Source organism: Mycobacterium sp. NS-7484, from assembly GCF_001953975.1.
In the GTDB taxonomy this organism is placed as follows: Bacteria; Actinomycetota; Actinomycetes; order Mycobacteriales; family Mycobacteriaceae; genus Mycobacterium.
In genome coordinates, this window is record NZ_MBEJ01000042.1 from 1 (window position 1) to 11,520 (window position 11,520).

The 11,520-nt window shown below is 68.3% G+C and carries 11 protein-coding genes; all 11 read right to left on the reverse strand.

Going from position 1 to position 11,520, the window contains the following annotated elements; all coding sequences use genetic code 11:
- Positions 1-901: site-specific tyrosine recombinase XerD (locus tag A5733_RS08910; protein ID WP_076239854.1), on the reverse strand; the 901-nt coding region annotated here is incomplete at its 3' end.
- Entirely contained in the window at positions 898-1,518 is a 621-nt protein-coding gene (locus A5733_RS08915; RefSeq protein ID WP_076239855.1) for an NUDIX hydrolase, read from the reverse strand. The genes A5733_RS08910 and A5733_RS08915, both read right to left, overlap by 4 nt.
- Positions 1,511-3,286 carry a CTP synthase gene (locus tag A5733_RS08920; protein ID WP_142253874.1) on the reverse strand — a complete coding sequence of 592 codons (1,776 nt, stop codon included), beginning with the start codon at positions 3,284-3,286 and terminating at the stop codon, positions 1,511-1,513. The genes A5733_RS08915 and A5733_RS08920 overlap by 8 nt, the downstream gene beginning before the upstream one ends.
- A 126-nt stretch (positions 3,287-3,412) precedes the next feature.
- Complete coding sequence (locus tag A5733_RS08925) at positions 3,413-4,354, reverse strand: copper transporter (RefSeq protein WP_076239856.1); 942 nt, start codon at positions 4,352-4,354, stop codon at positions 3,413-3,415.
- A 14-nt stretch (positions 4,355-4,368) separates the two neighbouring features.
- On the reverse strand, positions 4,369-5,553 hold the full coding sequence (steA, locus tag A5733_RS08930; protein WP_076239857.1) for a putative cytokinetic ring protein SteA: 1,185 nt from the start codon (positions 5,551-5,553) through the stop codon (positions 4,369-4,371).
- A 108-nt stretch (positions 5,554-5,661) separates the two neighbouring features.
- Positions 5,662-7,425 (reverse strand): DNA repair protein RecN, encoded by a 1,764-nt coding sequence (gene recN / locus A5733_RS08935; RefSeq protein ID WP_076239858.1) that lies wholly within the window; start codon positions 7,423-7,425, stop codon positions 5,662-5,664.
- Between the two features lie 6 nt (positions 7,426-7,431).
- Positions 7,432-8,355, reverse strand: coding sequence for an NAD kinase (locus A5733_RS08940; RefSeq protein WP_076239859.1), 924 nt, complete (start codon positions 8,353-8,355; stop codon positions 7,432-7,434).
- Positions 8,352-9,161: a TlyA family RNA methyltransferase gene (locus tag A5733_RS08945; protein ID WP_076239860.1), complete on the reverse strand. Its 810-nt coding sequence runs from the start codon at positions 9,159-9,161 to the stop codon at positions 8,352-8,354. The genes A5733_RS08940 and A5733_RS08945 overlap by 4 nt, the downstream gene beginning before the upstream one ends.
- A gap of 6 nt (positions 9,162-9,167) precedes the next feature.
- Positions 9,168-9,374, reverse strand: a complete 207-nt coding sequence (locus A5733_RS08950) for a hypothetical protein (protein WP_067764156.1) — start codon at positions 9,372-9,374, stop codon at positions 9,168-9,170.
- Between the two features lie 13 nt (positions 9,375-9,387).
- Complete coding sequence (locus tag A5733_RS08955) at positions 9,388-10,416, reverse strand: HAD-IIA family hydrolase (protein ID WP_076239861.1); 1,029 nt, start codon at positions 10,414-10,416, stop codon at positions 9,388-9,390.
- 1 nt (position 10,417) lies between these two features.
- A complete protein-coding gene (locus tag A5733_RS08960; protein WP_076239862.1) occupies positions 10,418-11,284 on the reverse strand; it encodes a tetratricopeptide repeat protein in 867 nt (288 codons plus the stop codon).
- Positions 11,285-11,520 lie beyond the last annotated feature (236 nt).

An 11,520-nucleotide genomic window follows, 5' to 3' on the forward strand; every position in this document is an offset into this window, starting at 1 on the left:
CCTCCACGCCCGCGGCGGGCGGCTGTCCCGGCAAAGTGCCGGGCAGCTCCTGCACGACGCGGACGTCGGCCCCGCCGTCGAGCAGGTGGGTAGCGAATGAGTGCCGCAGCGTGTGCGGGGACACCGCCGAGGTGATGCCGGCTCGCTCGGCCGCGTCCTGCAGCACCTGCCAGGCACTTTGCCGGGACAGCCGCCCGCCGCGGGCGTTGAGGAAGACCCCGGGAGTACCGCGCCCCCGTCGGGCCAGATCGGGACGTCCCCGCACCAGGTAGGCATCCAACGCACTGACCGCGGGACGACCGATCGGCACGAGGCGCTGCTTGCCGCCCTTGCCGTGCAGCAGTACCGAACGCGCCTGGGTGTCGATGTCGTCGATATCGAGGCCGACGGCCTCGGAGATGCGCGCGCCGGTGGAGTACAGCAGTTCCAGCAGGGCCCGGTTGCGCAAGGTCAGCGGGCCGTCGGCCTCGCTGTCCCCGCCGGCGGCCTCGAGCAACGCGAGCACCTCGTCGAGGGTGAGGCTCTTGGGCAGCCGACGGCTGGGTGTGGGTGGTTTGACGCCGCGCGCGACGTCGAGTTCGGTCATCCCCTCGGCGGCGGCGAACCGGTGCAGCCCGCGGACAGCGACCACCGCCCTGGCCGCCGACACCGCCGAGAGCGCAGCGACTCCGGCATCCGGATTCCCGCGGCGCAGCGCGATCAGGAAGTCGCTGACGTCGGACTCGCTCACCTTGGCCAGGTCATCGATCCCACGCTGGGCCAGGTGTTCGGCGTACCGACGCAGATCCCGCCGGTACGAGCTCAAGGTGTTGGCCGCCACCCCGCGCTCGATCGTCAGATGATCGAGATAGCCCTGGAGTTGGTCATCGAGGGCCGAGCGCAGCGGCGACGGGGTTGTCATTGCCGGCCTTTGCGCCGCCCGAATGCTGTGGGCCGATCGGTCCACGGGGCCTCGACGGTTCGCAGCGTGCCCACGTCGGGCATGGCATGCGCCGCCAGGATGCCCGCCACCGCAATCGAGTTCACGATCTCACCGGTGAACACTCGATTCACCGCCTCGTCGAGTGGCACGCGCTCGACCACCAGGTCGGCTTCCTCATGCTCGGAATCGGGCCGTCCGACGTCGGTCAGGCCGGTGGCCAAGAAAACCCGCACGCCCTCGTCGGAGAAGCCCGGGCTGGACACCAGGTCCACCAGCACACGCCACTGCGCGGCGGCCAGGCCGACCTCCTCCTCCAGTTCGCGGGCCGCGGTCACCTCCGGCCGTTCACCACCGAGATCGAGCAGGCCGGCGGGCAGTTCCCAGAGCCGACGGCCCACCGGGTGCCGGTACTGATACACCAACACCACATTGCCGTCGTCGTCGAGCGCGACCACGGCCACCGCGCCGAAGTGTTCCACCACCTCACGGCGGGCCGAACCGTCGTTCGGCATGCTGACCTCGTCGGCCCGCAACGCCAAAATGCTTCCGACGTAGACGGTTTCGCTGGCTATCGTGTCGAAGTCGTGGTCACCCAAGAGAAGCGCTTTCGGCTTCCTCAGCAGCACTGCCGGAGTCTCCGGCTTCTCCGGCGTCCTCGGTGAAATGCTCGGGAAGGTCCATGCCCGGCAGTCGTTCCTCGGCCTTGTACGCCAGCGCCGCCCCGATGAACGCCGCGAACAGCGGGTGCGGACGGGTCGGCCGACTCTTGAGCTCGGGGTGGGCCTGGGTACCCACCAGGAACGGGTGGATCTTCGCGTCGTATTCCACGAATTCCACCAGATGCCCGTCCGGCGAAGTGCCGGAGAACCGCAGGCCGCTCTTGGCGATCCGATCCCGGTAGGCGTTGTTGACCTCGTAGCGGTGCCGGTGACGCTCTGACACCTCGGTGGCCTGATAAGCCTGCGCCACAATCGATCCCGCCTCCAACACGGCCGGGTAGGCGCCCAGTCGCATGGTGCCTCCCAGATCGGCCTCACCCGCGACGGCATCCTCCTGATCAGCCATCGTCGAGATCACCGGATCGGCGGTCGACGGATCGAACTCGGCAGAGTTGGCGTCGGTGATTCCGACCGAGCGCGCCGCCTCGATCACGATGCACTGCAGACCCAGACACAAGCCCAGGACGGGAAGGCCGCGCTTGCGCGCGTAGGAGATCGCCCCGAGCTTGCCTTCGATGCCGCGGATGCCGAATCCGCCGGGGATGAGCACCCCGTCGACGTCGGCCAGCGCGGCGGCCGCGCCGTTCTCGGTCTCGCAGTCGTCGGAGGCCACCCAGCGGATCTCCACCTTGGCCCGGTGCTTGAACCCGCCGGCCCGCAGCGCCTCGGCAACCGACAGGTAGGCATCCGACAGGTCGATGTACTTGCCCACCAAGGCAATCCGGACGGTCTCCTGCGGCTCGTGCACGCGACGCAGCAGATCGTCCCACTCGGTCCAGTCGACGTCGCGGAAGGGCAGGTTGAGCCGACGGACCACATAGGCGTCGAGCTCTTCGCGGTGCAGCACCTTCGGGATGTCGTAGATTGACGGCGCATCCGGGGTGGAGATCACGCCGTCGATGTCGACATCGCACATCAGGGCGATCTTATTCTTCAGCGGCTCGGGCACGTCGCGGTCACACCGCAGGATCAGCGCGTCCGGGGTGATGCCGATGCTGCGCAGCGCGGCCACCGAATGCTGCGTGGGCTTGGTCTTGAGCTCACCGGAGGGGGCCAGGTACGGCACCAGCGACACGTGCAGGAAGAAGCAGTTGTCTCGGCCGACTTCGTGGCGCACCTGACGGGCGGCCTCCAAAAACGGCAATGACTCGATGTCACCGACGGTGCCGCCGATCTCGGTGATCACGATGTCGGGGCGGTGCCCGGTCGCATCCGGTTCAGCCATCGCCAGGATGCGGCTCTTGATCTCGTCGGTGATGTGCGGGATCACCTGCACGGTGTCGCCCAGGTACTCGCCGCGCCGTTCCTTGGCGATCACCGAGGAATACACCTGGCCGGTGGTCACATTCGCCGACTGGGACAGGTCGCGGTCCAGGAACCGCTCGTAATGGCCGACGTCCAGGTCGGTCTCGGCGCCGTCCTCGGTGACGAACACCTCACCGTGCTGGAACGGGTTCATGGTGCCCGGATCGACGTTCAGATAGGGGTCGAGCTTCTGCATTGTCACCTGCAGTCCCCGCGCGGTCAGCAGCTGACCGAGGCTCGAGGCCGTCAACCCCTTACCGAGTGAAGACGCCACGCCACCGGTGACGAAGAGGTGTTTGGTGGCGGTTTGCGGGTGCTTGCGTAAGGCGGGCAAAAGCATCCTCCGTGACGACGGGCAGGGAATCAATAAACCAGCTGTGGCCTGCCGACCCACGGAAGTTCACCTTAACACCGACGACGACAAGTCGTCGCTGGCGCGCCGCACCGAGCAAAGCGGTCGCCGGCGTTACTGCGGGATGGTCACCGACGTGGCGCCCTGCCCGGTGCCGTACTTGCCGGGCTTCCCGCCACCCGCCAGGTCGCTCAGCGCGAGCACGGCGGTGAGCTGGCCGGCGCTGGCGTCGGCGTCGTCCACGGTGGTGACCGCGGCGCTCAGACCCGCATCTGACCTGGTCACCGCGACCGGCCCAGTGCCCGAGGCCGACCCGGAACGGCCCACCAGCACGGTCCCGGCGCCGTGGGGCGCCAGTCCCGCGGCGAACCGCGCCACGGTGGCACCGCGGTTGCCGCCGTCATCACCGAGCCCGCCACCGGTCACGATCAGCGCGGTGTCGGCCGCCGACATGTGCTGATCGTCATAGCTGAGGAACCCGGTGTCGCGTAATGCGGCGAGCACGGTCTGGCGCTGCATGTCGTCCACGGGTGCGGCGGCTGGGTTCTTGTCGATCAGGAGCGTGATGCCCAGCAGGTCACCGGCTTGAGAGCCTTGGTCCACCGCCGCGGTGCTCAGTTGCTTGCCCGCCGGCACGATCGGCGAGTTGACCACCGAGAGCAGCTTGTCCGCCGAGTTGGCTTCGACGAATTCGCTCGTGAGCCCGATCGTCCCGGTCACCCGTCCGCCGGCCTGGCCGACGAACCGCGACATGGCTTCGACATCGCCGTCGGCGGCGTCAGGCGTGCGGAATATCACCACCGATTTGTCCTTCAACGCCTCGCGCACGATTCTCGGTGCCATCTGAGCGTCGAATTTCCCTGCCGCGTTGAGCTTTTCGTTCAGCGCGTTCTTGCCGTCGGTGAGCGTGTCGATCTGATGCTGCAGGTCCAACTTGTCGTCCCGAAGGCCCGACAGCACGGTGTTGGACAACAGCCCCGACCCGAGGGCCACCCCGATGGCCAACGCCAGGAACACCGCCGCCAGCGAAATCGCGTGTGCGCGTAGCGTGATCACAGCTCACCCATCGCTTAGCTGACCAGGCCCTGCACCCAGAGCGTGAAGCGGTTCCAGTACTCGACGACCCAGTCGATGACGGCGCCGTCGGCACGCGAAACCCACAGCGCGACGACGACGGCCACCAGCATCGCCAGCACCAGCAGGGCGATTGCCCCACCGGAGACCCGGCTGCGGTACAGGGTGGCCACCGCCTTGGCGTCGACGAGTTTCTCGCCGACCTTCAAGCGGGTCAGGAACGTCGACGGGTTGCTGCGCTGGCGCGACCGGTCGAAGAACTCCTCGATGGAGGCGGTGTGGCCGGCGGTGACGATCAGCGACGCCCCGTGGTGGTCACACAGCAGCAGCGCCAGGTCCGCCGCCGACCCGGCAGCCGGGAACGTCATCGCACCGACACCCAGATCCTGGATGCGCTCCAATCCGGCGGCGTGGCCGTCGGCGTCGGCCGGCAGCACCACCTGGGCACCGCAGCGCAGCACCTCGACGCTCATCTTGTCCGGGTCACCGACGATCAGCGCGGGCCGGTATCCGGCCTTGCGCAGTACGTCCGCGCCGACGCCGACCCCGACCAGCACCGGCTGGTACTCCTTGATGAACGGTTTGAGCGCCCTGAGATCCTCAGCGGCATTGGGCTCTTCGGCCACGATCACCACATGCCTGCGGTGCAGGTCCACGTCGATGTTCGGGATGCCGATGCCGTCGATGAGCAGCGGGCTCTCACTGCGGATGAACTCGATGGTGTTGCCCGCAAAGGCTTCCAGGTGTGCCACGAGGCCACTCTTGGCGTCATGCATCAGCTCGTGGATCTCTTGGTCGTTACGTTCGGTGCCCAGCGCGATGCGCCGGTCACCGGAGTAGACGCCGCCGTTGTGCAGCCGGACCCGGGCGCCGTCCTTGACCTTCTTGAAAACGTCCGGCCCGGCCTCGTCGATCAGCACCACGCCGTTGGCGACGAGCACCTCGGGACCGAGATTCGGGTAGCGCCCCGAGATCGACGGCGAGGCGTTGACGACACCGGCGATCTGGGCCTCCACCAGCGCATCGGCGGTGATCCGATCCAGGTCCTGAGCGTCGAGCACCACGATGTCGCCGGGGCCGACGCGCCGCAGCAGCCGATCGATGTCGCGGTCCACCCGGGCAGTGCCGGTGACTCCCGGACGCGAACTGGCATGGCGGGTCAGCAGCGTGGACATCTTCATGCGCCGATTCTGTCGGGGATCACCGGTCAGGCGGCGGAGGCGCGCCGTAACACCAGCCTCAGAAGTCTGCTTTAGTCACATCAGTAACAATCCCGATGCGCCGCGCGATCAGGGTGTGCCGCGCTCCTGCTGCGCGGCCTCCAGCAACTCCCTCGCATGTGCCCGGCCGCTGTCGGACTCCCCCAAACCGGCGAGCATCCGAGCCAGTTCGGCCACCCGGTCCTCGTCCTCGATACGCCGCACGCCACTGGACTTGGCCCGGCCGTTGCCACTGTCGACCACCAGATGCGCATCCGCGTAGGCCGCGACCTGAGGCAGGTGCGTCACCACGATCACCTGATGGGTGCGGGCCAACCGAGCCAGGCGCCGCCCGATCTGAACTGCCGCGCGCCCACCGACACCGGCGTCGACCTCGTCGAACACCATCGTGGTGCCCGCGGTCGACGCTGAGAGCACGACCTCCAGAGCCAGCATGACGCGGGAGAGTTCACCGCCCGAGGCGCTCTTGGCCAGCGGCAGCACGTCGGCGCCCCGATGCGCGGTGAACCCGAACTCGACCGCGTCGACCCCGTCGTGCCCGGCATGCAGCACTTCACCGTCGGGCATGGTCAGCGGCGCCGAATCGTCGGCGCGTACCGGCATCGGGGCCACCCCGATCGTGAACACCGCATTGGCCATGGCCAGCCCGGCCAACTCCGCGGTGACCGCCTTCGCCAACCCCTTGGCCGCCCGGGTCCGGGCCTTGGTCAGTTCGGCCGCCGCCGTGGCCACCTGCGCCTCGAGCTCGGCGACCTTGCGGTCCAGGGCAGCCAGACTCTCCTCGGACACGTCGAGCTGAGCCAGCCGTTCTGCGGCCTCGCGTGACCATTCCAAGACCCCGTCGACGTCGGCGGCGTACTTGCGGGTCAGGGCGCGCAGCTCGGCCTGACGCGCCAGTTTGGTCTCCAAAGTGCTGGCATCGCTGGGCAATTCGGACAGATAGTCCCCGAGTTCGCCGGAAACGTCACCGATCACCGCCATCGCCTCGGCCAACCGGGCTCCCAGCGTCTGCAGCGCCGAATCATCGGTGGCCTCCAATGCTGCCTGCGCCCGGCCCACCCCGTCGGCCGCCGACATCGACTCCGGCGTCGGCTCTTCGAGCTCACCGGACAACGCCAGCCGGGCCGTCTGGGCGGCATCGCGCAGCGCGTCGAGCTCCGAGAGCCGGCGGATGTCGGCGATGATCGCCTCGTCCTCACCGGGAAGTGGTGCGACCGCGTCGATCTCCTGGATTCCGAAGCTCAACCGGTCGGCTTCCTGGGCGAGTTCCCGGGCGCGATGACGACGGTCGGCCAGATCCCGACGCGCCTCGAGCCACTCCTCACGGGCCCGGCGGTATCGGGTCAGCGGCTTGTCCACCTCGGCGAACCGGTCCAGCGCGGCCCGCTGCTCGTCGGGCCTCATCAATCGCAACTGGTCGTTCTGCCCGTGCAGCGTCAACACCTGGGCGGTGAAGTTGCTCAACGATTTCGCCGGCACACTGCGCCCACCCAGGTACGCGCGTGACGGCCCGGCCCGGCTCACCGAGCGGGCCGCGATGACACTGCCGTCGTCATCGCGCTCGGCACCGGAGGACTCCAAGATGTCCTCCACCCGCACCGATACGTCCTCGCCGAGTTCGCTTGTGCTGAACCGGCCTTCGACGACCGCGCGATCAGACCCCGACCGCACCCTCGTGGCGTCCGCGCGCGCCCCGCCGAGCAGATGCAGGCTGGTCACCACCATGGTCTTGCCGGTACCGGTCTCACCGGTCAGCACGGTCAACCCCCGGTCGAATTCCGCGGTGGCGGCGCTGATCGCGCCCAACGACTCGATACGAATCTCTGACAGCACGGCGATCTACTGTCCCCGCCATCCGGTGACCGGCAGCCGGAACTTGCGTACCAACCGATCGGTGAACGGAGCCGAGTCCAGCCGTACCCATTTCAGCGGCGTCGCGCAGCGGGTCACCTCCAGGCGGCCGCCGGCCGGCACCACCATCTCGCGCCGGCCGTCGCAGAACACCAGGGCGTCATTGCCGCTCGCCTCGATCTCGATGGCGATGTTGGCGACCGGACTGGTCACCATCGGGCGGGCGAACAGCGCGTGAGCGTTGTTGGGCACCACCAGGATCGCCTCCAGATCCGGCCACAGCACCGGGCCGCCGGCCGAAAAGGCGTAAGCCGTCGACCCCGTCGGTGTCGACACCAGCACACCGTCACAGCCGAAGGACGAGACGGGGCGACCGTCGACCTCCAGCACCACCCCGAGCACCCCGAGCCGGGGACCCTTCTCCAGGCTGGCTTCGTTGAGTGCCCACCCCCGGTTCACCACGTCGGCACCCGATCGAACGACGACGTCGAGGGTCATCCGCTCCTCGATGCGGTAGTCGCGCTCGATGATGCGCTCGAGCACGTGGTCGATGGCCTCCGCTTCCGCCTCGGCCAGGAAGCCGATGCGGCCCAGATTGACGCCCACCACCGGGATCTCGACGTTGCGGGCAAGTTCGGCGGCGCGCAGGAACGTACCGTCGCCACCGAGGACCAGCACGAGTTCGCAGCCCTCGGCCGCCCGTTCGTCGGCGTCGACCACCTCGATGTCGACACCCAGCGCCCGCATGTCGTCGGGCGCCAGGTGCAACGAGCCACGGTCCACGGCCTCGGCCGAGAGCACCTTCAGGCCAATACCGTTGTCGCCGAGCACTTTCTCCACCCGGCGGGCGACTTCGGTCGCCTCATCCCGGCCGGTGTGCACCACCAGCAGGATCGTGCGTTCAAGCGTCATTGCGGGCCCTCCTCAACCGCCCGCCGCACCGCCTGTTCGAGCATCTCGCCCTCCAGTGCGCGGTCGGTCCCGGTACGCAGGTGCAGAAAATATTCGACGTTGCCCGATGGCCCCGGGAGCGGGCTGGCCGTCACATCGACAGCATGCCACTGCAAGGTGGCCGCCTTGCGGGCGACCGTACACACCGCGTCGACCCGCAGCTCCGGATCGGAGACGACGCCACCGGCGCCCACTCGATCCTTGCCGACCTCGAACTGCGGTTTCACCATCGGAACGATATCGGCGTCGGTGGCGGCACAGGCAGTCAACGCCGGGAGCACGGTGGCCAGCGAGATGAACGACAGGTCAGCCACGATCAGCTGCACCGGTCCGCCGATCGCCTCGGGCGTCAGCTCCCGCACATTCGTGCGTTCCAGTACATGTACGCGCTCGTCCGAGCGCAGCGACCAGGCCAACTGCCCGTAGCCGACGTCGGCGGCCACCACCTCGGCCGCGCCGCGATCGAGCAGCACCTCGGTGAAACCTCCGGTCGAGGCCCCGGCATCCAGACAGCGCCGTCCCTCGACAGCGACGTCGAACGCATCGAGCGCTCCGATCAGCTTGTGTGCACCCCGCGACACCCAGCTGCGCTCCTCGGTGGCGAGCACCGTGATGTTGGTATCTGAGGCCACTGCGGTCGCCGGCTTGGCCGCGGGCATCCCGTCGATGCGGACCCGGCCGGCCTCGATCAGCTCAGCGGCCTGCTGGCGGGATCGGGCCAGCCCGCGTCGCACCAGCTCGGCATCAACACGAGCGCGCCGTGCCACCTGCGCTCACCTTCCGGTCGCCTGCGGTCCGCCCGGTTGTCCCCTGTCGACGGATTCGAGAGCGGCCACGAGCAGATCATGGGCCTGTTCCAGCCGCGCGGCCACCACGTCGATGTCCGTGCCGTCGAGGGCCGAGGGGTCCGCGGCCGGATCCGGCACGTCGGCCAAGACGGCAGCCACCTGCGCGCGTAGCTCGTCGGGATCAGTAGTCATAGCGACACTCACGCTAGTCGATGACACCTTCATCGACCGGCACTGACAGCAATGACCATCGTTGCAACGCCGCGCGCGCGGTGTCGTCCCCGCCCGTCACCGTGACAGCGCCGTCGGCCTCCGCGCTCCACACCGCGTGGGCGGTGGCCCGTACCACCGACAGGTCGTCCTGTGGCTGCTGGCCGGTGGCATGCACGGTGACCGTGGACGTGTCGATGTCGACCCGCCACGCGTCCTGTGGCGCGATCCGCAGGACATCGGCATCGGTGTGCAGTCCGCGCAGATCCGCCGCCAGAAAGTCGGGACGCTGTGCCGGCACCGAATGTACGGCCTCACCGGCGGTACTGACGCCGGTGAGCACCATCAGACTCGGCAGTCCGGCGGCGACGGCACCGGCGATGTCGGTGTCGAGCCGGTCACCGACCACCAGTGGCGCGGTGAACGATCCGCGGCCCAGTGCGTCGTTCATCAATGTCGGTTGCGGCTTTCCGGCCACCAGCGGTTCCCGCTCGGTCGCGGCGCGCAGCGCGGCCACCATCGAGCCGTTGCCCGGAAGCAGGCCGCGTTCGGTCGGCAGGGTCAGATCCACGTTGGCGGCCACCCATAACGCCCCCGCGCGGATCGCCAGCGCGGCCTCGGCCAGATTCGGCCACGCGGTGTCCGGGGAGTGCCCCTGCACCACCGCGACCGGTCCCTCGTCGAATGTCCGTACCGGGTGCAGGCCGACATTGCGTACCTCATCGGCAAGGGCCTCCGCCCCCACCACGAGAACCACCGAGCCAGCCGGCAAATGCGCGGCAAGCAAGTGCGCCGCACTCTGGGCACTGGTCACCACATCGTCGGCGTCCGCAGTGAACCCGAGCTCGCGAAGATGTCCGGCGACCTGACCGGGAGCACGTGAGGCGTTGTTGGTCACGTACAGCACCCGGGCCGATACCGCGGCCAGGCTGTCCAGCGCGCCCGACGTGGGCGCGTGGCCACGAAAGACCGTGCCATCGAGATCGAGCAGCAGGCAATCATGTTGCCGTGCAAGCGCCGTCACGTCAGGAAAGCTCCGTGATCCGGTCTTCGGCGTCCGTGATGCCTTCGAGGTCGGCATGCGCGGCGTGGAGGAACCACTGCAACGCCTCGTCCCGGCGGCCCAGTGCCAGCAGGGTGTCGGCGTAGACGTAGAACAACCGGGCGGACGTCGGTCCGAGTGCGGTCGGGTCGAGCGGTGGGGTGGACAGGATGGCCAATGCCTGTTCGAGCTGGCCGAGATCCGATCGGGCGCCGGCTGTCACGATGCGCAGCTCATCGGCGTCTTCGCCCGTCAGCGCGGCAGCCTCGTCGCTGCGGGCCAACTCCAACGCCCGCTCGGGCCGTCCCACACCGCGTTCGCAGTCCGCGATCATCGGCAACAACGCCGACTTACTGCCCATCCGCCGGGCCGCACGCAATTCGGCCAGCGCCTGAGCCCAATCTCCGCTGTGATACGCCGCGATTCCCACGGCTTCACGAACCACCGCGATCCGCCCCGCCCGATTACGGGCCGATCGGGCATGGGCGAGGGCCGTTTCCGGGTCCTCGTCGAGCAACTTGCCGGCCATCACGAGGTGACGCGCGACGAAGTCCGCGGTGGTCTTGTCGAGGGTGACAAGTTCCCGACGGACATCGGGAGCCAGTTCTTTTGCTTCGACATCAGCCGGCAACTTCGGGCCGTCATTTCTGGGCTCGGCCTCGTCGGTGGGCTGCGCCGAACGGGCCCGGCCAGGTCCGGACACCCGTGGGGCGCCGGAGCGCTGGCCCCGGCCCTGTTGATCACGACCACGCTGATCGCGGGGACGTCGGGGTCCTGAATTGCTCGATGCGCGGTCGTTCGATGCACGCCGCGGGCGCCGCTCTGCGTCGCCTTGTCTGTCTCCGACCACGTGTGCCTTTCTACCCGCCCTTGTGAGCAAAGGATACTGGCAGCAACCACGGCCGACATAATCATCCCGACGCCGGCCCATTGAATATCGAGATATAACTGCCAAAAGAATTGAGTAATAAAGCGAATCGCCCCCCACGCATAAACGTGGGGGGCGATTCTTAATTTGTGTTCGGCGGTGTCCTACTTTTCCACCCGTGTGGGTAGTATCATCGGCGCTGGCAGGCTTAGCTTCCG

Excerpts from the sequence above, each read along its gene's own strand:
- A5733_RS08940 (WP_076239859.1), bottom strand. The coding sequence starts at position 8,355 with ATGACGCTTGAACGCACGATCCTGCTGGTGGTGCACACCGGCCGGGAT.
- A5733_RS08950 (WP_067764156.1), bottom strand. The coding sequence starts at position 9,374 with ATGACTACTGATCCCGACGAGCTACGCGCGCAGGTGGCTGCCGTCTTG.
- A5733_RS08920 (WP_142253874.1), bottom strand. The coding sequence starts at position 3,286 with ATGCTTTTGCCCGCCTTACGCAAGCACCCGCAAACCGCCACCAAACAC.
- steA (WP_076239857.1), bottom strand. The coding sequence starts at position 5,553 with ATGAAGATGTCCACGCTGCTGACCCGCCATGCCAGTTCGCGTCCGGGA.